Origin of the sequence: Salegentibacter sp. BDJ18 (assembly GCF_017579965.1) — a bacterium.
Classification (GTDB): domain Bacteria; phylum Bacteroidota; class Bacteroidia; order Flavobacteriales; family Flavobacteriaceae; genus Salegentibacter.
The window spans coordinates 530456-550543 of sequence record NZ_JAFLQX010000003.1 but is presented as its reverse complement, the minus strand read 5'-3'; the positions used below and the strand labels follow the sequence as shown (position 1 = coordinate 550543).

The window sequence follows — 20088 nt, the reverse complement described above, 5'->3', positions numbered from 1 at the left end:
AAATAGGTTTATTAAAAGTGTAATTAAGTATTACATTATTACACTTTTTTATGCCTTAATAGAGGATTTAGTTTTTTGTTTTGTCTAACGCAAATAAAATACTCTGTAGAATATGTTCCTGAAATAACGGCTCAATATAAGACTGAATGGTATGTCCCAACCCAGTATAAATTGAAACGCCGCCGTGACCCGTTTCCCTAAACCAGGCAATAGGATGTTCTTCACCGTTAGTACCACCCCGGTACGAATTCTCATCAAGATACAAAAGTACCTGCATTTTAGGGTTTAGGTTTCTGTAATTATACCATTCATCAGTTCTGGTCCATACTTTTGGCAGGTGAGAAACCGCGGGATGTTTAGGCATATTTAATTTTATATCAGCTTGTTGAACTTCTGGATGCCCATCAAAAAAGCCACCAACCAGTTCTACAAACCAGGGCCAATCCCCTTCGGTATCTGCTGCAGCGTGAATTCCGAAGAAATTACCGCCATTTTCTATATAATTTTTGAAGCCTTCCTGTTCCTTTTCATCAAAAACATTTCCGGTAGTATTCAAAAAAATCACTAAATCGTACTTTTTAAGATCTTCGCTATGAAAATTATCGGCATCTTTAGTAGAGGTCACTTCAAAATCATGGTCTTCGCCGAGGTCTTCAATAAAAGTTCTCCCGGTTGGAATGGAATTATGCCAGAAACCTTCGGTTTTATAAAATAAAAGCACTTCTTTTTTATCTTTTTCATCTTCATCTTTTGTTTCCTGGGCATTTCCTGAAAGTAAACCGAAAAAGATGAGCATATAAACGGCGACAAATTTTTTAAACATAGAGCTAAGAATTTGAAGTTAAAGACATAATATATTTCTTAGGCGTAGTGCCAAATTTTTTCTTAAAAGCAGCAATAAAATGACTCGCGGTGCTGTACCCAACTTTTAAACCAACTTCGTTCACGTTAAAATAGCCACTATCTAAAAGTTTCCTAGCATATTCCATTTTATAATCAAAAAGAAAACTGTACACCGAATCGCCATAAATTTGCTTAAAACCTTCTTTAAGTTTTTTAAGACTTAGGCCAATTTCATCTGATAATTCCTGAAGCGAAGGCGGCTCGGCCATCCTGGAAATTACAATATCCTTGGCTTTTCTTATTTTTATAATATTTTCTTCATCACTAAGAAAAGGACATTGTTCTACATTAGGGTCTTCTGTCCTGTTAAAATATAGACTCAACAATTCATAAGCTTTTCCTTTAAAATAGAGATTTTTAATACTTGGAGTAAGATTAAAATTCATTACCTGGTTGAGCACAATGGCCATAGAAGGAGAAATGGGCGCATCTTTATAATACTTTTTATCTTTATTATCGGCACTTAAAAAAGTGATATAACCAGCTTCCTGTGAAAAGAGGGAATGGAACTTTTTAATAGAAATTACCAGCGAAATTAACCAGGAATTTGGCTCCAATACCAAATTTAGGGGCAGGTCTTGCTGCGGATTGTACAATAGCAAAGAACTTTCTCCATTAAGCGGAAGTTCATATTTGTTGTTATTAAACAAAAACTTGCTGGCGCCTTTTAAATTGAAATGAAACTGGATAAAGCTACTATCTATATTCCTAATAATTCTCTGATTCTCAGTGGTTTCATTTTGAAACTTTAAAAGATAAAAACCATCTTCAATTTTCAGCTCTTCAATAAATCCTACAGCGTTATTTTTATCTTCTAAGATCATTTTTTTGAATTTAAGTCTATTTAGAACAATTCTAAACTGTTTGCTCTAAACCGACTATCACTACTGCAAAAGTAAGTATTTACTATTTTTTAAAGTTATAAAAAACCTAAAATAACTGAAAGCGATACAAAAAGTACTTTGAGCGTTACTTTTTGGTTTAGGATTAGTTTAATTTTGCCCCGAATACCCTAAATAGGTTCATGGAAGATTATCATATTGCAAGCGGAAAACATTTTTACACCATAGGTCTTAGCTACAAAAAGGCCGATGCAGAGATAAGAGGACATTTTAGTTTAAATGAAGAAGCTAAACAAGGCTTGCTTAAACAAGCTAAAGAGGAAGGTATTGATGCCATTCTTGTAACCTCTACCTGTAACCGCACTGAAATCTACGGTTTTGCACAACACCCTTTTCAACTTATTAAATTACTTTGCGAGCATACCCACGGCACGGTAGAAGAATTTGAAAAAGTGGCTTATGTGCATAAAAATAAGCAGGCAATCTCTCATATGTTTAGGGTGGGTACCGGTTTAGATAGTCAGATTCTTGGCGATTTTGAAATTATTAGTCAGTTAAAAGTTGCTTTTGCCCGTTCCAAGAAACACGGCCTGGTAAATGCTTTTTTAGAACGACTGGTAAATGCCGTAATTCAAGCCAGTAAACGTATTAAAAATGAAACCGAAATTTCTACAGGGGCCACATCAGTGTCTTTTGCTTCGGTTCAATACATTTTAGATAACGTTCCAAACGTTTCAGATAAAAATATTTTGCTTTTTGGGACAGGTAAAATTGGAAGAAATACCTGTGAAAATCTTATAAAGCACACACAAAACGAACATATTACCCTTATTAATCGCACCAAGGACAAAGCGGAAAAAATTGCGGGTAAATTCAACCTTATTGTAAAAGATTACGCCGATTTACAGGCAGAAATTAGAAATACCGACATTTTAATTGTCGCCACAGGAGCACAAAACCCTACTATTTCTAAAGAATTAATCTATTCCAACAAAAATTTGTTGGTTTTAGACCTTTCTATACCTAAGAATGTTTCAGAAGATGTAGCGCATTTGCTTAATGTAAAATTGGTACATCTGGATCAGCTTTCAAAAATTACCGATCAGAATTTAGAACGCAGAAAACAGTTTATTCCGGAAGCCGAAGCTATTATTAAAGAGGTAGAAACCGATTTTAATAAATGGCTGGAAACCCGAAAATTTGCGCCTACCATAAAAGCTTTAAAGAAGAAGCTTAGAAGTATGAAAGATGCCGAACTTGATTTTCAGCGTAGAAAAATTTCAGATTTCAACGATGAGCAGGCAGAGATTGTGAGCGACAGGATTATTCAAAAAATTATGAAACACTTTGCCAATCATTTAAAAGGAGATTCCACCACTACCGATGAAAGCCTGGAATTGATCCAGAAAGTATTTCAGCTTGAAGAACAGGTAAAATGAGCAAAGTAATTCGCATTGGCACCAGGGACAGCGAACTCGCACTTTGGCAGGCAAAAACAGTGCAAAACGCACTGGAAAAAGCCGGTCATAAAACCGAGCTAGTTCCCGTTAAATCTACCGGAGACCTAAATTTAGATCAGCCGCTTTACGAAATGGGCATTACCGGGATTTTTACCAAAACCCTGGATGTAGCCATGGTTAAAGGCAAAATTGATATTGCGGTACATTCTATGAAAGATGTACCCACAGCACTACCTAAGGGCATTGTTGAAGCTGCGGTTTTAAAACGTGCCAACACCAAAGATATTCTTATTCATAAAGGCCTGGATTTCCTGGAAAACGATGGTACTATCGCTACCGGAAGTTTACGCCGTAAAGCCCAGTGGCTAAACCAATATCCTACTCATAAAGTGGTAGATTTACGTGGAAACGTAAACACCAGAATGAAAAAATTAGACGATAATAACTGGAACGGAGCGATTTTCGCTGCCGCCGGGTTGGAACGTATCGCATTAAAGCCAGAAAATTTTGTAGATCTCAACTGGATGATTCCCGCACCCGCACAGGGCGCAATGCTCGTAGTGGCAATGCAGGAAGATAAATTTACCCGTAAAGCACTTGCATTATTAAACCATAAAGAATCTGAAATTACCGTACATATTGAACGTGAGTTTTTAAAGGTTCTGGAAGGTGGTTGTACCGCACCAATTGGAGCTTTAGCCACGGTAGACAAAGATCTTGTTTACTTTAAAGGTGCACTTTTTAGTTTAGACGGAAAAGAAAAGATAGGCGTTGAAAAAACAGTTGCTATAAATGAAATTGAGAATTTTGGAAGGCGTTGTGCAGAAGAAATTCTTAGCAATGGTGGCGCAAAATTGATGCAGGAAATTAAGGCTGAAATTAATACCGAAGGCTAATTTTCATCTAAAAACTTATGAATGAAGAGCATTCTCTCTACCAAAAAACTCAGCACTTCCCAGAAACAATTATTTCTAAATTCTGGCTTAAGTTTGGTGGAATATGATGCGATTAATACTGAAACTACCAATTTTAAATTTCCTTCAGAAAATATAAAAAATGCCATTTTTACCAGTAAAAATTCGGTAAATGCGGTTTCAGGAAAGGTTCAGGTTAAAAATTGCTTCTGCGTAGGAGAAAAAACCGCAGATTTAGCCAATGAAAGCGGATTTCATATTCAGGAAATTGCAGATTACGGGAAAGATTTAGCTGAAATAATTATTCAAAAATATTCTGAAGAAAACTTTATTTTTTTCTGCGGAAATAAAAGAAGAGATGATATTCCGGAAATCCTCAAAAAGAATCGAATAGATTTTAAGGAAATTGAAGTTTATAAAACTACATTAAGCCCAAGGGCATTTTCCCAGGAATTTGATGGAATTTTATTTTTTAGCCCCAGTGCAGTGCAGAGTTTTACGGCCAAAAATCAGTTGAACGACACTACCGCTTTTTGCATAGGAAACACTACTGCTGCAGAAGCCAGGAAACATACAAACAATATAATAACCGCTACCAAACCTTCTATTGAAAATGTGATTGTGCAGGTAGTGAAATATTTTAAAAATAAATAGTTTAAGGAAAAAATCCGTATGTTATAAGGCATACTCCTGCAAGGTTTTTAAAACCTTGTAGGTTTGCTTCAAACTACAAGCAATAATGAAATTAGAAACGCTAGATAAAGACTATTATTACCACATTTATAACCGCGGAATAAATGGAGATAACATCTTTACTAATGATGCAAACAAAGTCTATTTTCTTAAGCTTTATAAGAAATATCTCACTACAAAAGTTGCTACTTTTGCCTATTGCTTACTCAATAATCATTTCCATTTCTTAATTAGAATCGAGGAAGAACCTAAAGAAGTTATTCAAGCCTTTTCAAACTTATTTAATGCTTATGCCAAGGCATTCAATAAGCAGCAAAATAGAACTGGAAGTCTATTTGAAAAACATTTTAAGAGAATCCGTTTACATAATGAAGAATATTTAAGGAAGTTGGTTTTTTACATACATCTTAATCCTCAGCATCATTTTAATGATAATTTTGAAAACTTTCGGTTTTCTTCTTATAAGGCGATTATTTCTGAAAACAAATCTTTAATAAGAAGAGAAGAAGTAATTGGATTATTTAGTGATGTGGAAAATTTAAAATATTCGCATAGAAATAAAAGTTTAGAATTAGAGGATAAGTTTAAATTGGAATGATAAATTATGTGAAATTTTATACCTACAAGGTCAAAAAGACCTTGCAGGATAAACCTAACTCCTCTAAGGTTTACAGAACCTTGTAGATTGGTAGGAAAACAAGAACATTAGAAAAATATAAAAATGATAAAAAACGATCTATTTCTAAAAGCTTTAAAAGGAGAAACGGTAGAACGTCCACCGGTTTGGATGATGCGCCAGGCAGGCCGTTACCTCCCCGATTTTATGAAGCTTAAAGAAAAATACGACTTTTTCACACGCTGCAGAACCCCTGAATTAGCAACCGAAATTACCGTGATGCCTATTCATCAAATAGGGACTGATGCCGCAATTCTATTTAGTGACATTTTGGTGATTCCGCAGGCAATGAATATTGAGGTAGAAATGAAACCCGGTATTGGTCCCTGGCTACCACACCCAATTCGTACCTCTAAAGATGTAGACAATGTAATAGTTCCCGATATCGAGGAAACATTAGGCTACGTGATGGATGCTATAAAAATGACAAAACAGGAATTAAATAATGAAGTTCCGCTAATTGGTTTTGCTGGTTCCCCTTGGACAATTCTATGCTATGCCGTGCAAGGGCAAGGTTCAAAAAACTTTGATAAAGCGAAGAAGTTTTGCTTTACTAATCCGGTGGCTGCGCACCAATTATTACAAAAAATCACCGACACAACTATCGCCTACTTAAAAGCAAAAGTTGAAGCCGGAGTTGATGCGGTACAAATTTTTGATTCTTGGGGCGGAATGTTAAGCCCGGTAGATTACCAGGAATTTTCCTGGAAATATATTCAGCAGATCATTGATGCTTTAAAAGATGAAATCCCGGTTATCGCCTTTGGAAAAGGATGCTGGTTTGCCCTTCACGAGATGGCAAATTCAGGAGCTTCAGCTTTAGGTGTAGACTGGACGCTTAGCGCAAGGAATGCGCGTTATTTAAGTGGCGGAAGAATCACCTTACAGGGTAATTTTGATCCTTCAAGATTATATTCTCCACCTGCAGAGATCAAAAGAATGGTGACCCAAATGATCAATGAATTTGGAAAGGATAGCTATATTGTAAACCTTGGCCACGGTATTTTACCTGATATTCCGGTAGAAAATGCCCAAGCATTTGTAGATGCGGTAAAAGAATATAAAGCTAATTAGTGGCAGTCTGGGCGCGGATTAAAAATATGAACTTTAAAGAACTGTTCGCGGTCTCTAAAGTTTTTATAAGTAAACCGCGCTATATTTTACCAACCTACCGGGCAACGATTAAAACCATAAAAATTTGTGACGATCTTTATAAAAAGGAACATCATAAAAATGGAAAAGAAAATGCCTTTAGACACGCCCTATGGAATTATTTAATTTGCCAGAAATGTTTTAAAATTTCAGGATCGGTTGAAGCTGCCAGGATTTGGAGCGACCATTTTACAGGTTTACACGAAAAACTTTCTCCAAACCAAAAACTGGCCAAAGCAATGGATTTACACAACAACCGGTTTGGACAGGCTTTATTTAAAGGAAATGAACTTCCAACTGAAGAAATTATTCATCTGTTTCAGCAAAAAATGAAAGTGGCCACAAAGGTTTCCAAAGTAGAAGAAATAGGAAAAACGATAGATAAACTGGTTTATATTGAAGATTGAAAATGAGAGCGGAATTTTATAAATATATTGAAGATTTACAGGATTGCATTTGCGAAAAACTGGAAGAGATAGACGGCACAGCCAAATTTCAACAGGACCTTTGGGAACGGGAAGAAGGCGGTGGTGGCAGAACCCGGGTTATAGAAAACGGTGCTGTTTTTGAAAAAGGCGGCGTAAATATTTCGGCAGTGCACGGACCTTTGGCTCCGGCAATGCAACAATATTTCAAAGTTGGTGATGTAGATTTTTTTGCCTGCGGACTCAGTTTGGTGATCCATCCAAAAAATCCAATGGTACCAACAGTTCACGCTAATTGGCGCTATTTTGAAATGTATGATAAAGAAGGAAACGTTTTAGACCAGTGGTTTGGCGGCGGGCAGGACCTTACGCCTTATTATCTTTTTGAAGAAGATGCCGAACATTTTCATAAGGTTTCAAAAGAAGCCTGTGATAAACATTCCCCGGAGTTTTACCCGGAATACAAGAAGAAATGTGATGAATACTTCTGGAATTCCCATCGAAACGAAGCCCGTGGAATTGGAGGATTGTTCTTTGATTATTTAAAAGCTTCCGAAGAAAAAAGTATTGAAGACTGGTACAATTTTGTAACCGAAGTTGGTGATAGCTTCCTGGAAGCTTATGTCCCAATTGTTGAAAAACGTAAAAAGCTATCATATTCTGAAGCAAATCGGAATTGGCAGGAAATAAGACGTGGCCGTTATGTAGAATTCAATTTGGTACACGATAAAGGCACCCTTTTCGGTTTAAAAACCAACGGAAGAATAGAAAGTATTTTAATGAGTTTACCTCCGCATGTGCAATGGGTTTACGATCATCATCCCGAACCCGGCAGCGAAGAAGAGAAAATATTAAAAGTTTTGGAAAAACCGAAAGATTGGGTTTAACTGAAAACTGATTTACTGAGAACCGAAAACTGAAAATATGTATCCACTAAGAAGAAATAGAAGACTTAGAACCAGCGAAGCGATGAGAAGCTTAGTTAGGGAAACCGCAATAACTCCAAACGATTTTATCGCGCCACTTTTTGTGGTTGAAGAAAAAAACAAGAAGGAAGAAATCGCTTCTATGCCTAATTATTTTAGGTTTAGCCTGGATTTACTGGAAAAGGAAATTAAAGAGCTTTGGAGTTTAGGGATAAAATCGGTTTTGCTTTTTGTAAAAGTACCGGACAACCTAAAAGACAATGCTGGAACCGAAGCTTTAAATGCTGACGGACTAATGCAACGCGCTATAAAAACAGTAAAAAATGCTGTTCCCGAAATGCTGATCATGACCGATGTTGCGCTGGATCCTTATTCGGCTTATGGGCACGATGGCGTGATTGCCGATGGAAAAGTGATCAATGACGACACTACCGCTATTTTAGCTGAAATGGGACTTTCCCACGCTAAAGCAGGTGCCGATATTCTTGCCCCTAGCGATATGATGGACGGCCGAATTTTTGAAATGCGCAGTCTATTGGAAGATGAAGGTTTTCACGAAACCGGAATTATGAGTTACAGCGCGAAATATGCTTCAGCATTTTATGGGCCTTTCCGGGATGCACTGGATTCTGCACCTGTTGATGCCGAAAATATTCCGAAGGATAAAAAAACCTACCAAATGGATCCTGCAAACCGCGAAGAAGCGGTTAAAGAAACCCTTATGGATATTGAGGAAGGCGCCGATATTGTAATGGTAAAACCCGGCTTGTGCTATTTAGATATTGTTCGTGATATTCGAAATGCAGTAGATGTGCCGGTTGCAGTTTACCAGGTTAGCGGCGAATATGCAATGATTAAAGCTGCAGCCGAAAAAGGTTGGTTAGACCACGATGCTGTAGTTTTAGAACAATTAACCGCCATAAAACGAGCCGGTGCTTCTATGATTGCCAGCTATTTTGCTAAAGATGCTGTGAAATTGATTTCCTAATTTTATAACTAAAATTTAGCGATAACCAATCAGGTTTTTATATACATTTGCAGGGTGAAAAACCAGAAAAATTTGAAAGCTTTATATGCGCTGTTTGCCATATTATTTATGTCCTTTTCAGGACAGGGCTTCGCTTTTTCTGGTTTTCCTGCTCATAATCTTGATTCCCGAAATTATGATTACCTGCAGGCTGACCAAAATCAGCAGGCAGTAATATTTTCTGAAATAATTTCTTCTGAACACATTTCTTCAGAAGAAAATTTTCCCGGCTCTGCGGGTTACTTAGTTTCTGCATATTCTTCAAAGGAAGAATTCCTAATCCCGATTGGCAAAACTTCAATTTTTAGCTTTTTAGATCGGCGGCAATTAATACTTCAACATATTTATCCCTTCCATTTTTTCTGGTGAAATAGAGTTTTTATTGAAAAAACTATAAGCTTTTTCATGCTTACAAGGCTTTAAAAAAGCATAACAATAATTTCACCTAAAAAAATCAAAAAAAATGGATACCGCATCTACGCTAATAGGCCTTGGGCTTTTAGCTGTGTTTGTGCTGCCAATATTATTCTTAATCTGGCAACAAAACACCAAAGAAAAAAACAGACTTAAAAACCTTAAAGAATTAAGTATAAAAAACAATTTAAACACCGATACGATAGAAATTTCGGCTACTTTACTTTTGGGATTAGACAGCAAGGCTAAAAAATTACTGGTTATAGAGCCTACCAACAATATGCAACACCAGATATTGGACCTTAGTTATATAAAAAATGCTAAGGTAAGTTCACACCCATTTCCAGATAAACCCGAGCTAATAAAAAGAATTAGCCTGGACCTTTCTGAAAACAGAAATAATAAAAAACTTACCGAAATTATTTTTTATGATGAGGATGATAACTCGAGTAATAATGCTTCAGAAAGGCTAGTTATAGCCCAGAAATGGAACCGAATAATTAGCGAAAAACTTTCTGCTTAAATCTCATTAAATTCAGTTTTAACTGCCCCACCCCTAACCGGGTGGGGTTATTTTTTTTAGGATTTACCATTTCTTTGCAAAGGATTGTTATAATAATCTTTAATTTAGTGATTCAAACAACCAAAAGCCAATATGGGATTACTCATTTTATATGCTACTCTTTCCATTTTCTTTTCTTTTATGTGTTCTATCCTGGAAGCCGCTTTATTGAGTGTAACCCCTTCTTATATAAAAATAAAAAATAAGGAAGGAAAAGCATATGCTAAAACCCTTGCTAATTTTAAGCAGGATATAGACAAGCCTTTAATAGCAATTTTAACCGTTAATACTATTGCGCATACGGTTGGTGCTATTTTAGTGGGAGTACAGGCCGAAAAGATATACGGGGATGGTGGCAATGCAGTAGGAATTGTTTCAGCGATTATGACGGTGGCTATTTTAGTTCTTTCTGAAATTATTCCGAAAACCATTGGTGCCACATACTGGCAAGGCCTGGGGAATTTTACTGCAAAAACCCTTAAAATAATGATCTTCCCACTGAAGTATACCGGTATACTTTGGCTTATGATGCTCACCACAAAACTAATTGGGAAATCGGCTCACGTTTCTTCTATGAACAGGGAAGAATTTGCGGCAATTACAGATGCAGCAGAGGAAGAAGGCGTTTTTGATGAAAGTGAAACTACGGTAATTAAAAATCTACTGGTATTTAAATCGGTTAAAGCAAAAGATGTAATGACGCCATATTCTGTGGCTATTATTGAAAATGAAGATACCAGTATTGAAGAATTTCACCGAACCCATAAAAACCTTAAGTTTTCCAGAATTCCAGTTTATAAGAATCAAACCAACAATGTTACCGGTTTTATTTTGAAAGATGATGTGTTGGAGGAAATGATAGATGATAAAGGTGGTGAACCTTTGAGCACTCTAAAAAGAGATATTTTTATGAGCGCTGAAGATACTCCCATACCAGAGCTCTTTGAAAATTTTGTTCAAAAAAGAGGACATATTTCCATGATCGTAGACGAATTTGGCAATACCGTAGGCCTGGTAACTATGGAAGATATTATTGAAACTTTACTGGGGCTTGAAATTATGGACGAGAGCGATAGTATTGAAGATATGCAAATGCTTGCCCGTCAAAACTGGGAAAAGCGCGCAAAACGTCTTGGATTAATTCAAAGGAAAGATAATGATGAACCAAAATCAGATATTTCTGAAAACTCCACTGGGGACAGCCAGGATTAGCGGAGACGAAGAAGGAATTTGGGCCATTCAAATTCTGGATGAGCAGATCCCGACTTCTACGGAAATTCCCGATTTTCTTCAGCCTGCAGCACAACAATTAAACGATTATTTTAAAGGGGAACTGCAAGAATTCAGTTTAAAATTAAACCCTAAGGGTACCAATTTTCAGCAAAAAGTATGGAAAGCTTTAAGTGAAATCCCTTTTGGAAAAACCTGTAGTTACCTGGAACTTTCAAGAAAATTAGGCGATGAAAAAGCGGTGCGAGCGGTTGCGTCTGCAAACGGAAAAAATCCGCTTTGGGTGGTAATTCCCTGTCATCGTGTAATTGGAAGTGATAGATCTTTAACCGGCTATGCAGGCGGTTTACATAGAAAACAGTGGCTTTTAAATCACGAAAATAACACGTCGCAACTCTCAATGTTCTAAAATTTCAGTTTTATGAATAGATTTTTAAAGATTTCCGGAACCGTAATTTTTGTACTTCTAATCGCTGTAATTATTCTTATAACTTTTGATTTTGGATATATTTTCCGCGGAATGCAGGCCACTTATTTCCAGGGAGAAAAAACAGCATTTATAGACGATTATCCTCATTTTGACAACCGACTTATTGAAGCGGGAACTGAAGTGGATACCTGGCCCAAACATTCAAATTACAACACTGCCACGCCCACTGATGATCTTGCCGAATTAAATGAAGAACTGGAAACTGCGGCTTTTTTAATCATAAAAAATGATAGTATTTGGTTTGAAGAATATTACCAGGAATATGGCCCCTATTCTAAGACCAATTCGTTTTCTATGGCTAAAAGTATTGTTTCAGCAATGCTGGGAAAAGCAATTAAGGATGGCCATATTACCAGTTTAGAACAACCGGTTTCCGATTTTTTTCCGCAGTTTAAAGAAGAATTAAAAGTTGGAGATTTGGCTTCTATGGCTTCTGGGTTAAACTGGAACGAGAACTATTACAACCCATTTGGGATGACTGCCAGAGCTTATTTTGATGAAAATATTCGGGAACTGGTTTTGCGTCTTCAAGTTACCGAAACCCCCGGAGAAAGCTTTAAATACCTTAGCGGAAACACTATTCTTCTTGGGATGGTGATAGAAAAAGCTACAGGAGAAAATCTTTCAGAATATTTAAGTAAAAGTTTCTGGAAACCGCTGGAAATGCAAGAAGATGCGCTTTGGCAATTAGACAGCGAAGAAAGCGGAATGGAAAAAGCATACTGCTGTATTGCCTCCAATGCCCGCGATTTTGCAAGATTTGGCAAACTCTACAAGAACAAAGGAAAATGGAACGGAAAACAAATCCTGGATTCAGAATTTGTAGCACGATCTACCGAACCGCGTTTTGAAGATAGCCCGCAATATGGGTATGGGTTTTGGCTGAGTGATTATAAAGAAAAAGATATTTTTTATATGCGCGGCATTTGCGGGCAATATGTGATTGTAATCCCCGAAGACGATTTGATTATTGTAAGATTGGGGGAAAACCTTATTAAAAAAGACGAAGACGAAGAACACGCGCCCGATTTCTATAAGTATATTGATGAGACTTATAAAATGCTAAACGATGCTGCAAACAATTAAGCTGGAGAATATTCTATTTCTCGATATTGAAACCGTGCCCGAATTTGAAAATCACGGCCAACTTTCTGAAGACAAAAAATTGCTTTGGGAAGAGAAAACCCAATACCAGCGTAAAGATGAATTTACTGCAGAACAGTTTTATGACCGGGCCGGGATTTGGGCAGAATTCGGTAAGATTGTGTGTATCTCTGTTGGTTTTTTCAGCTTTAAAAATGGGGGAAGAACTTTTAGACTCACCACTTTTAGAGATAAAGAAAAAACCCTGTTACAGGAATTTGCTAATTTATTACAGGAACATTTTTCAAAACCGCATCACCTGCTTTGCGCGCACAACGGTAAAGAATTCGATTTCCCCTTCATAGCCCGCCGAATGTTAATTCACGACCTGGCACTTCCTTTAAAACTCAATTTATTTGGTAAAAAACCCTGGGAAGTTCCACACCTGGATACGCTGGAACTATGGAAGTTTGGTGATTATAAACATTTTACTTCGCTAAAATTACTCACCAATGTTTTAAAAATCCCATCGCCAAAAGATGATATTTCGGGTAGTGATGTTAGAAATGTGTTCTACAATGATAAAGACCTGGATAGAATTGTAAACTACTGTGAAAAAGATGTACTTGCCATTGCCCAGGTTATTTTAAAACTGCGGCAGGAAAAATTGCTGGAAGCTTCTGAAGTAGTAAGCGTTTAAGAACCTATTTTTAAATATGAGTTTTATCAGCAATAAAGCATTTTAACCTTCCCTAAAGATTTAACTATCATTTTATTACTAACTTTAGGTTATAACCAATAAAACCAACAGTTATGTATTTGTATATTGAAATGTGGAATGTAACCGGGAAATGGATAGACCTGTCTAAAGATAAGAGGCGGGAACTCATGGAAAATATGCAGGATAGAATTACCGGTTTAAAAGATAATGGAGTAGAAAATCTTGGTTGGGCTCTAAACGACGAGCACACGCATTACCGAAGTCAATATCGCTACGTTACGGTTTGGAAAATGCCCTCTTTAGATAATGTTGAAACATTAGAAGAAAACTTAAAGAAAGTAGGTTGGTACGACTATTTTTCTCAAGCCAATACCCGTGGAAAAATTATTTCCCAGGGAGAAGCTATAGACTTTTTAGTAAATCTTGAAGCAGAATCTACTTCACTCACCTAATGTGAATTAAAACAGAAATATTTTCCGGCAGTAGCTTAGAGTTACTGCCGGATTTTTTTATAACTGCATTTCAGGAATATCACCTTCTACAAGTAACTTTCCTTCTGTAGCTTTTTGAATCTCCTCTACACTTACGCCGGGGGCTCTTTCCAACAATTTAAAACCATCTTTAGTAACTTCAATAACCGCAAGGTTAGTAACAATTTTAGTCACACAGGCAACGCCGGTTAAAGGCAGCGAACATTTTTTAAGCAACTTAGAATCTCCCGCTTTGTTGGTATGCATCATCGCTACGATAATATTTTCGGCACTGGCAACAAGATCCATGGCGCCGCCCATACCTTTTACCATTTTCCCCGGAATTTTCCAGTTGGCGATATCGCCATTTTCAGCGACTTCCATTGCTCCTAAAATAGTAAGGTCTACGTGCTGCCCTCTAATCATCCCAAAGCTCATTGCAGAATCAAAGAAACTCGCACCGGGAAGCGCCGTTATGGTTTGTTTTCCAGCATTAATAAGATCGGCGTCTTCCTCTCCTTCTATTGGAAATGGTCCCATTCCTAAAATTCCGTTTTCACTCTGAAATTCTACTTCTATATCATCGCGTACAAAATTGGCTACGAGGGTAGGAATTCCAATTCCCAAATTCACATAATACCCATCTTTCACCTCTTTGGCAATACGTTTTGCTATTCCTTCTTTGTCTAACATAATTCAATTTGAAAATTTGACTATTTGCTGATTTGAAAATTCTGTTTACCGTCTTTTAGACGAACTTATAATCTTTGAAGTTATCTTTATAATAGAGGTTAATTCTGAAAAAAGTTCTTCATCTGGATCTGGAAGATGTTTTGATGCTTTGCAAAGTTTTAACCAATAGTTAGTTTCATCGGCTTCTTTAGCTGATATTTTAAACTTATGAATAAAATCAGCATTGCTTTCAGCATTTTGGGCTTCCCAAACATTTGCTCCAATTGAAGTACCACTTTTAAAGAGTTGAGAACACATTTCATATTTATGGTTTGATCTCAATTTTTCTGAATAATCGATAATCTTCAATGCAAAATCAAAAGTTTTGCTTACTATAATATTATCCTTATCATCCCTCATAACCAAAGTGTAACTAATTAATTTAACTTTCGATTTTTAATAAGCTGTGGCAATTTTATAAAAATGTTTAATCAAGAAATCATCATCTTCAAATTATCACATTTTCAAATCTTCAAATCATCCTTTATTAGTTATTTGTTCAATAGTCACTTTTAACCTTTAGCTCACTTTTCGAACTGTTCTTTTCTCAATTCGCTTTTCGTAATTTTTTCCTTCAAAAATGCGTTGCACAAATATTCCCGGAATATGAATCTGGTTTGGATCCAGTTCACCCGGTTCAACCAGTTCTTCCACCTCAACAACGGTTACTTTAGCGGCACCACACATTAACGGATTAAAATTACGAGCAGTTCCTTTAAAAATAAGGTTTCCGGCTTTATCGCCTTTCCAGGCTTTTACAAAAGCAAAGTCTGCTTTAAAAGCTTTTTCTAATACGTACATTTTCCCATCAAACTCTCGGGTTTCCTTAAACTGGGAAACCTCGGTACCATAACCGGCAGGCGTGTACATTGCAGGATATCCTTGTTGGGCAGCCTGGCAGCGCGCGGCTAAAGTTCCCTGCGGAATAAGCTCTACCTCCAGCTCTTCGCTAAGCATTTGGCGCTCAAACTCGTCGTTTTCTCCCACATAGGAAGAAACCATTTTATCTATTTGTTTCTTTTGAAGTAAAAGTCCGAGGCCAAAGTCGTCTACCCCGGCGTTATTGGAAATGCAGGTAAGATTTTTTACGTTAAGACGTACTAATTCTGAAATGGCATTTTCTGGAATACCGCTAAGGCCAAAACCACCCAGCATAAAGGTCATACCATCTTCTACGCCCTGCAAAGCATCTTCTACATTTGCTACAGTTTTTCTAATCATCGGTATTTAATTTTACCGAAAAATACGAAAATAAAAATGCTGTTACAATGCTTTTAGGCTTGTAGATTATATTTTTCTGAAAAATAAAGCTGAATTTTTGCTAAATCCTAAAAGTCAAGTTCATCTGGAACACTATTATTTTCAGAATCACTTTCCTGATTATACTCGTCGCAATTTATTTCAATAGAGAGATTATCTGGTCTGGGAAAAGCATCCTGAGAAATATCCAGTGCTTCATCGGCATAAAGATCTTTCATATACATTCCCCAAATTGGTAGCGCCATAGTTGCACCCTGCCCGTATGTTAAATTTGGAAAATGCACCGCTCTATCTTCGGCACCAACCCAAACGCCGGTTACAAGATTAGGAACCATTCCCATAAACCAGCCATCACTTTGGTTTTGTGTGGTCCCGGTTTTACCGGCAATAGGATTTTTAAAATCGTAAGGATAGCCGGTTACCCCGCGTTTGTAATGATCAAAATCTTTAGCGTAAGTTCCGCGTAAGCGAACCCCAGATCCATATTGAGTTACACCTTCCAGAATATTTACCGTCACGTAAGCCGCCTCTTTATTTAAAACATCACGGGTTTCTGGTACGTGCTGGTAAAGAACCGTTCCATTTTTATCTTCAATTCGGTTTACAATTACCGGTTTAACATAAACCCCTTCGTTTACAAAAGTGCTGTAAGCCGAAACCATTTCAAAAAGGCTCATATCTTCGGTACCCAAAGCAATTGCGGGACCTTCGGAAAAGTTTTCAGTATCAACTCCTAATTTTTTTACTAAGTCTAAAACCGGGCCCGGACCTGTTTTATCTATTAATCTTGCAGTTACTGTATTCACCGATTGGGCAAGCGCATTTTTTAAACTTATCATCCCTTCATATTCTCCATTAGCATTTGAAGGTGTCCAATCTTTAATATTTCCATATTTCCCCGCCTCAATAGTAAACCTGTTTTTAGGCATAACATCACAAGGAGAAAGCTTTAACTGATCTATAGCTGTAGCATACACAAAAGGCTTAAAGGTAGAGCCAACCTGGCGTTTTCCCTGCTTTACGTGATCGTATTTAAAATGTTTAAAGTTAGTGCCACCAACCCAGGCTCTAACTTCGCCGGTTTGAGGCGTCATAGACATAAGACCTGCCTGTAAGAATCCTTTGTAATAGAAAATAGAATCTTTGGGCGTCATAATAGTGTCTTTTATTCCATCCCAGGAGAACACCCGCATTTTAGTTTCTTTATCAAAAGAAGCTAAAATATCCTCTTCAGATTTTCCCTGGTCTTTCATTTCCTTCCATCTTACAGATCGGCGCATTGCACTTTTCACAATACCATCAACCTGTCCCTGGTCTATATCCCGAAACGGGGCCGTTTTGTTATTTTTATTTTGCCGGTCAAATTCTTTCTGAAGGTGGGAAATATGCTTTTCTACCGCAGTCTCAGCATATTGTTGCATTTTAGAATCTATACTGGTATAAATTTTTAATCCGTCGCGGTAGAGACTATATTCACTTCCATCTGGTTTCGGATTTTTTTGAATCCAATCTTTCATAAATCCTTGTAGGTAAACGCGGAAATATGTCGCCATCCCCTCATCATGTCCTTCTGGAGAGAAATCAAGGTTTAAAGGTAGCTTCTGAAGAGAATCTTTTTCCTGTTCAGAGAGATATCCGTTTTTATTCATTTGAACAAAAACCTGGTTACGGCGTTGTTTTACCAATTCGGGTCTACGAACCGGGTTATACAAAGCGGCATTTTTTAACATCGCCACCAAAACTGCCGATTCTTCTATATTAAGGTTTTTGGCTTCTTTCCCAAAGTAAATTTTTGAAGCCGAACGAATTCCTACTGCCTGATACACAAAATCGTATTTATTAAAATACATGGTAATAATTTCTTCTTTTGTGTATTGCCTTTCCAGCTGGGTAGCAATATTCCATTCTTTAACTTTTTGTAAAATCCGGGCAAAAGGATTGTTTGAAACCTGCTCGGTAAACAAAAGTTTGGAAAGTTGTTGGGTTATGGTACTGGCACCACCACGGGTTCCCAGATAAAAAGCGGCTCTAAGGGTTCCTTTTGGGTCTATCCCGGCGTGTTTGTAAAATCGCTCATCTTCAGTAGCTACAAGGGCTTCAATAAGATGATCGGGAAGATCGTCATACTTTATAGGAGTTCGGTTTTCACTGTAATATTTCCCTAAAGTTTCCCCATCTGATGAGAAAATTTCGGTTGCAAGATTGGTTTCAGGATTTTCCAGCTCTTCAAAATCTGGCATCTTACCAAATGCGCCCCAACCGGCCAGTAAGAAAATTAAAACTACAGCTAATAAACCAATGCCAAAAATTGTCCAAAAACCAATTATATAAGATCTTTTGCTGGTTTTGGACTTTTGCTGCTTCTTTTTTGTTGCGGCCATTTATTCAAAAATTATTGCAGGTTTTCTTCTATTCTAAAACCTATGTGGGTAATTCCTTCTAAATTTTTTATTCCTTCCACCTGGTCGTTTTTACGCATTGCCTGTTTAATGGCAATTTTATATTCGCCGGGTTCAGTAAAACTCACATTTTCTTTATACCAGAGCTTACTTTCTTTTACATCACCAAAACCCGTACCAAGCCAACTTCCATCTGGCGCCGCCATTTCATATTCAAGGGTATCGGTTACCACTTTTCCCTGCGGAAATCGCATTTCGGTTATTAAAAACAGGTTTCTGTAATTATAATCTTTATTATTCCTAACGTTTATAAACAGGTTATAATTTTGCAAAGAATCAAGCTCACCCAAATTAAAAACTAAAGTGGAATCTCTTTCCCAACCTCCCTGTATGGGTTCATATTCATCATAAACCCGCTTTTTATCACAGGAAACTATTAAGGTAAAAAGACCAATAAAAATTGAAAATACCGCAGCTTTACGCATTATTCGAAGGTTTTCCTTTACGTTTTCTCCGTTTCTTTGACTTGTGTTTTTTCTGTTGACCTTTAGGTTTATCAAAACGTGTTAAGCTATCCTGCCCCACCACATTATTGAAATCTCGTTTTTCTTCTAACTGAAGCTGAACTTCAAACTCTTCAAGGCTGCCAACGTCTTCTTTCTTTCTATTAGCTGCAATTATTTTATTAGCCTGCTCTGCGGTTAATTGATGCCAGTTCATCCACTCACCTTCATAGGCATACCATAACACTCCTTTAAAAATGTCTATTTTTTGACAAACAGCTGTTCCTTTTTTGGTAAAAAGCTTGGTATCGGTTCGTGGAAAGGTTTTTAAAGCTTCAAGGTAAGAATCAAGCTCGTAATTAAGACAGCATTTTAGTTTTCCGCATTGTCCCGCTAATTTTTGGGGATTTAAAGATAATTGCTGATATCTCGCTGCAGAAGTACTTACCGATCTAAAATCTGTAAGCCAGGTAGAACAACAAAGTTCACGCCCACAAGAGCCAATTCCGCCAAGGCGGGCAGCTTCCTGGCGCAAACCAATTTGCCGCATTTCTATACGGGTATTGAATTCTCTCGCAAATTCTTTAATTAACTGACGGAAATCTACGCGATCATCTGCTGTATAATAAAAAGTTGCTTTTGAAGCGTCTCCCTGAAACTCAATATCGCTAATCTTCATACTAAGATTAAGGCGAATTGCAATTTCGCGGGCTCTTTTCTTTATCGCTTCTTCTCTACCACGAACTTCCTCCCAAACGTCAATATCTTTTTGGGTGGCTTTTCGGTAAATCTTTAAAACTTCTTCGCTATCGGTTTTTACTTTTTTCTTTTTCATTTGTACCCTAACCAATTCTCCGGTAAGGCTTACCATACCAACATCGTGGCCGGGAGAAGCTTCTACAGCTACTACATCGCCCATACTTAGGCTTAGGTTTTCGGTATTTTTAAAAAAGTGTTTTCTTCCGTTTTTAAAACGAACTTCTACATAATTAAAAGGTTCTACACCATTAGGCATAGACATATTTGAAAGCCAATCGAATACAGAAAGTTTATTACAGGAATCTGTACCACAGGTTCCGTTGTTTTTACATCCTTTTGGCTGACCGTCTTTGGTTGAGCAACTGCTACAAGCCATAAATATTTATATGTTGTAAGTCTTGCAAATTGCTTTGCAGACTTTTTGGGTTTATATTGAGTTTCTAATCA

Annotated in this window: 23 protein-coding genes; 15 read left to right on the top strand and 8 right to left on the bottom strand. The window is 37.1% G+C overall.

Annotated elements, in window-relative coordinates; all coding sequences use genetic code 11:
* Positions 1-67 precede the first annotated feature (67 nt).
* Entirely contained in the window at positions 68-823 is a 756-nt protein-coding gene (locus J0871_RS04890; protein WP_243870386.1) for a ThuA domain-containing protein, read from the bottom strand.
* A gap of 4 nt (positions 824-827) precedes the next feature.
* Positions 828-1727 carry an AraC family transcriptional regulator gene (locus tag J0871_RS04885; RefSeq protein WP_208223893.1) on the bottom strand — a complete coding sequence of 300 codons (900 nt, stop codon included), beginning with the start codon at positions 1725-1727 and terminating at the stop codon, positions 828-830.
* Positions 1728-1927: 200 nt separating this feature from the next.
* Between J0871_RS04885 and hemA the strand changes: the two genes are divergently transcribed.
* From hemA to J0871_RS04810, 15 genes are all read left to right on the top strand, one after another.
* The gene (gene hemA / locus J0871_RS04880) at positions 1928-3184 is read left to right on the top strand and encodes a glutamyl-tRNA reductase (RefSeq protein WP_075325504.1); all 1257 of its coding nucleotides are present in this window, start codon (positions 1928-1930) and stop codon (positions 3182-3184) included.
* Positions 3181-4101, top strand: a complete 921-nt coding sequence (gene hemC, locus J0871_RS04875) for a hydroxymethylbilane synthase (RefSeq protein WP_208223890.1) — start codon at positions 3181-3183, stop codon at positions 4099-4101. The genes hemA and hemC overlap by 4 nt, the downstream gene beginning before the upstream one ends.
* Positions 4102-4122: 21 nt before the next feature.
* Positions 4123-4773: a uroporphyrinogen-III synthase gene (locus J0871_RS04870; protein WP_208223888.1), complete on the top strand. Its 651-nt coding sequence runs from the start codon at positions 4123-4125 to the stop codon at positions 4771-4773.
* A gap of 85 nt (positions 4774-4858) precedes the next feature.
* Positions 4859-5410 (top strand): transposase, encoded by a 552-nt coding sequence (locus J0871_RS04865; protein WP_208223886.1) that lies wholly within the window; start codon positions 4859-4861, stop codon positions 5408-5410.
* 123 nt (positions 5411-5533) lie between these two features.
* Positions 5534-6562 (top strand): uroporphyrinogen decarboxylase, encoded by a 1029-nt coding sequence (gene hemE, locus J0871_RS04860; protein WP_208223884.1) that lies wholly within the window; start codon positions 5534-5536, stop codon positions 6560-6562.
* Positions 6563-6588: 26 nt separating this feature from the next.
* On the top strand, positions 6589-7047 hold the full coding sequence (locus tag J0871_RS04855) for a hypothetical protein (protein ID WP_208223882.1): 459 nt from the start codon (positions 6589-6591) through the stop codon (positions 7045-7047).
* Between the two features lie 2 nt (positions 7048-7049).
* A complete protein-coding gene (gene hemF / locus J0871_RS04850) occupies positions 7050-7952 on the top strand; it encodes an oxygen-dependent coproporphyrinogen oxidase (protein WP_208223880.1) in 903 nt (300 codons plus the stop codon).
* A gap of 37 nt (positions 7953-7989) precedes the next feature.
* Positions 7990-8979, top strand: a complete 990-nt coding sequence (hemB, locus tag J0871_RS04845) for a porphobilinogen synthase (RefSeq protein WP_208223878.1) — start codon at positions 7990-7992, stop codon at positions 8977-8979.
* Positions 8980-9051: 72 nt separating this feature from the next.
* On the top strand, positions 9052-9387 hold the full coding sequence (locus J0871_RS04840) for a hypothetical protein (RefSeq protein ID WP_208223876.1): 336 nt from the start codon (positions 9052-9054) through the stop codon (positions 9385-9387).
* A 94-nt stretch (positions 9388-9481) separates the two neighbouring features.
* On the top strand, positions 9482-9955 hold the full coding sequence (locus tag J0871_RS04835) for a hypothetical protein (protein ID WP_208223874.1): 474 nt from the start codon (positions 9482-9484) through the stop codon (positions 9953-9955).
* Positions 9956-10087: 132 nt separating this feature from the next.
* Complete coding sequence (locus J0871_RS04830) at positions 10088-11206, top strand: CNNM domain-containing protein (protein WP_208223873.1); 1119 nt, start codon at positions 10088-10090, stop codon at positions 11204-11206.
* Complete coding sequence (locus J0871_RS04825) at positions 11151-11633, top strand: methylated-DNA--[protein]-cysteine S-methyltransferase (RefSeq protein WP_243870385.1); 483 nt, start codon at positions 11151-11153, stop codon at positions 11631-11633. Before J0871_RS04830 ends, J0871_RS04825 begins: the two co-directional genes overlap by 56 nt.
* A gap of 12 nt (positions 11634-11645) precedes the next feature.
* On the top strand, positions 11646-12800 hold the full coding sequence (locus J0871_RS04820; protein ID WP_208223871.1) for a serine hydrolase: 1155 nt from the start codon (positions 11646-11648) through the stop codon (positions 12798-12800).
* The gene (locus tag J0871_RS04815) at positions 12784-13497 is read left to right on the top strand and encodes a 3'-5' exonuclease (RefSeq protein ID WP_208223869.1); all 714 of its coding nucleotides are present in this window, start codon (positions 12784-12786) and stop codon (positions 13495-13497) included. Before J0871_RS04820 ends, J0871_RS04815 begins: the two co-directional genes overlap by 17 nt.
* A gap of 113 nt (positions 13498-13610) precedes the next feature.
* Entirely contained in the window at positions 13611-13970 is a 360-nt protein-coding gene (locus tag J0871_RS04810; RefSeq protein ID WP_208223867.1) for a DUF6616 family protein, read from the top strand.
* Positions 13971-14027: 57 nt separating this feature from the next.
* On the opposite strand, the gene J0871_RS04805 is transcribed toward J0871_RS04810, so the two are convergent.
* From J0871_RS04805 to ricT, 6 genes are all read right to left on the bottom strand, one after another.
* Positions 14028-14681 carry a CoA transferase subunit B gene (locus J0871_RS04805; RefSeq protein ID WP_208223865.1) on the bottom strand — a complete coding sequence of 218 codons (654 nt, stop codon included), beginning with the start codon at positions 14679-14681 and terminating at the stop codon, positions 14028-14030.
* A gap of 45 nt (positions 14682-14726) precedes the next feature.
* Complete coding sequence (locus tag J0871_RS04800) at positions 14727-15080, bottom strand: four helix bundle protein (protein WP_208223863.1); 354 nt, start codon at positions 15078-15080, stop codon at positions 14727-14729.
* 159 nt (positions 15081-15239) lie between these two features.
* Positions 15240-15941 carry a CoA transferase subunit A gene (locus tag J0871_RS04795; RefSeq protein WP_075325490.1) on the bottom strand — a complete coding sequence of 234 codons (702 nt, stop codon included), beginning with the start codon at positions 15939-15941 and terminating at the stop codon, positions 15240-15242.
* A gap of 107 nt (positions 15942-16048) precedes the next feature.
* A complete protein-coding gene (locus tag J0871_RS04790) occupies positions 16049-18361 on the bottom strand; it encodes a transglycosylase domain-containing protein (protein WP_208223861.1) in 2313 nt (770 codons plus the stop codon).
* 11 nt (positions 18362-18372) lie between these two features.
* On the bottom strand, positions 18373-18864 hold the full coding sequence (locus tag J0871_RS04785; RefSeq protein ID WP_208223859.1) for a gliding motility lipoprotein GldH: 492 nt from the start codon (positions 18862-18864) through the stop codon (positions 18373-18375).
* Positions 18857-20017, bottom strand: a complete 1161-nt coding sequence (ricT, locus tag J0871_RS04780) for a regulatory iron-sulfur-containing complex subunit RicT (RefSeq protein ID WP_075325487.1) — start codon at positions 20015-20017, stop codon at positions 18857-18859. Before ricT ends, J0871_RS04785 begins: the two co-directional genes overlap by 8 nt.
* Positions 20018-20088: the final 71 nt, after the last annotated feature.

What these genes read in the sequence shown, in the direction of transcription:
- J0871_RS04835 (WP_208223874.1), top strand. Translation starts at nt 9,482, where the DNA reads ATGGATACCGCATCTACGCTAATAGGCCTTGGGCTTTTAGCTGTGTTT.
- J0871_RS04890 (WP_243870386.1), bottom strand. Translation starts at nt 823, where the DNA reads ATGTTTAAAAAATTTGTCGCCGTTTATATGCTCATCTTTTTCGGTTTA.
- J0871_RS04815 (WP_208223869.1), top strand. Translation starts at nt 12,784, where the DNA reads ATGCTGCAAACAATTAAGCTGGAGAATATTCTATTTCTCGATATTGAA.
- J0871_RS04795 (WP_075325490.1), bottom strand. Translation starts at nt 15,941, where the DNA reads ATGATTAGAAAAACTGTAGCAAATGTAGAAGATGCTTTGCAGGGCGTA.
- J0871_RS04825 (WP_243870385.1), top strand. Translation starts at nt 11,151, where the DNA reads ATGATGAACCAAAATCAGATATTTCTGAAAACTCCACTGGGGACAGCC.
- J0871_RS04810 (WP_208223867.1), top strand. Translation starts at nt 13,611, where the DNA reads ATGTATTTGTATATTGAAATGTGGAATGTAACCGGGAAATGGATAGAC.
- J0871_RS04870 (WP_208223888.1), top strand. Translation starts at nt 4,123, where the DNA reads ATGAAGAGCATTCTCTCTACCAAAAAACTCAGCACTTCCCAGAAACAA.
- J0871_RS04885 (WP_208223893.1), bottom strand. Translation starts at nt 1,727, where the DNA reads ATGATCTTAGAAGATAAAAATAACGCTGTAGGATTTATTGAAGAGCTG.
- hemC (WP_208223890.1), top strand. Translation starts at nt 3,181, where the DNA reads ATGAGCAAAGTAATTCGCATTGGCACCAGGGACAGCGAACTCGCACTT.
- hemB (WP_208223878.1), top strand. Translation starts at nt 7,990, where the DNA reads ATGTATCCACTAAGAAGAAATAGAAGACTTAGAACCAGCGAAGCGATG.
- J0871_RS04800 (WP_208223863.1), bottom strand. Translation starts at nt 15,080, where the DNA reads ATGAGGGATGATAAGGATAATATTATAGTAAGCAAAACTTTTGATTTT.
- J0871_RS04785 (WP_208223859.1), bottom strand. Translation starts at nt 18,864, where the DNA reads ATGCGTAAAGCTGCGGTATTTTCAATTTTTATTGGTCTTTTTACCTTA.
- J0871_RS04820 (WP_208223871.1), top strand. Translation starts at nt 11,646, where the DNA reads ATGAATAGATTTTTAAAGATTTCCGGAACCGTAATTTTTGTACTTCTA.
- J0871_RS04805 (WP_208223865.1), bottom strand. Translation starts at nt 14,681, where the DNA reads ATGTTAGACAAAGAAGGAATAGCAAAACGTATTGCCAAAGAGGTGAAA.
- hemF (WP_208223880.1), top strand. Translation starts at nt 7,050, where the DNA reads ATGAGAGCGGAATTTTATAAATATATTGAAGATTTACAGGATTGCATT.
- hemA (WP_075325504.1), top strand. Translation starts at nt 1,928, where the DNA reads ATGGAAGATTATCATATTGCAAGCGGAAAACATTTTTACACCATAGGT.
- J0871_RS04790 (WP_208223861.1), bottom strand. Translation starts at nt 18,361, where the DNA reads ATGGCCGCAACAAAAAAGAAGCAGCAAAAGTCCAAAACCAGCAAAAGA.
- hemE (WP_208223884.1), top strand. Translation starts at nt 5,534, where the DNA reads ATGATAAAAAACGATCTATTTCTAAAAGCTTTAAAAGGAGAAACGGTA.
- J0871_RS04855 (WP_208223882.1), top strand. Translation starts at nt 6,589, where the DNA reads ATGAACTTTAAAGAACTGTTCGCGGTCTCTAAAGTTTTTATAAGTAAA.
- J0871_RS04865 (WP_208223886.1), top strand. Translation starts at nt 4,859, where the DNA reads ATGAAATTAGAAACGCTAGATAAAGACTATTATTACCACATTTATAAC.
- ricT (WP_075325487.1), bottom strand. Translation starts at nt 20,017, where the DNA reads ATGGCTTGTAGCAGTTGCTCAACCAAAGACGGTCAGCCAAAAGGATGT.
- J0871_RS04830 (WP_208223873.1), top strand. Translation starts at nt 10,088, where the DNA reads ATGGGATTACTCATTTTATATGCTACTCTTTCCATTTTCTTTTCTTTT.